The following is a 452-nucleotide window of genomic DNA, read 5'->3' as shown; positions in this document are numbered from 1 at the left end:
CGCCGTCTTCCACTTGAAAGCCTAGTGTGGTGCATCATCGGCATGGCGTTGTTTCGCCGGATGTCGGCTTGGGATGTCGTGAATCACATGGACATCATGCTGCCGGGCAAGCGGCCTCTGGTAGCGCCCAGTGCTGTTGTCCAAGGGCGGCAACGGCTCGGTAGCGAAGCTGTCCGCGAAGTCTTCACGCTTACCCAGCAGCGGTGGCACGAAGAGACTAAACACCCTCAATGGCTGGGGCTAACGCTACTTGGCGTGGATGGTGTCGTCTGGAGCACCCCGGATACTGCAGAAAACCGTGCGCACTATGGCGGCGCTACAAACCAGCACGGCGATGGCAGTTTTCCTCAAGTTCGAATGGTCTGTCAGATGGAACTGACCAGCCACCTGCTGATAAGCAGCACGTTCGAGAGCTACCACAGTAGCGAAATGAAGTTGGCCGAAAAACTGAT

Annotated in this window: 1 protein-coding gene; it reads left to right on the top strand. The window is 57.1% G+C overall.

Going from position 1 to position 452, the window contains the following annotated elements:
- Positions 1–452, top strand: a 452-nt coding sequence (locus GHO32_RS26220; RefSeq protein ID WP_178113955.1) for a transposase domain-containing protein, incomplete at both ends; no start/stop codon positions are given.

The organism is Pseudomonas sp. FSL R10-2189, assembly GCF_009600325.1.
GTDB lineage: Bacteria > Pseudomonadota > Gammaproteobacteria > Pseudomonadales > Pseudomonadaceae > Aquipseudomonas > Aquipseudomonas helleri.
This window is presented reverse-complemented; position numbering and strand designations above follow the sequence as displayed.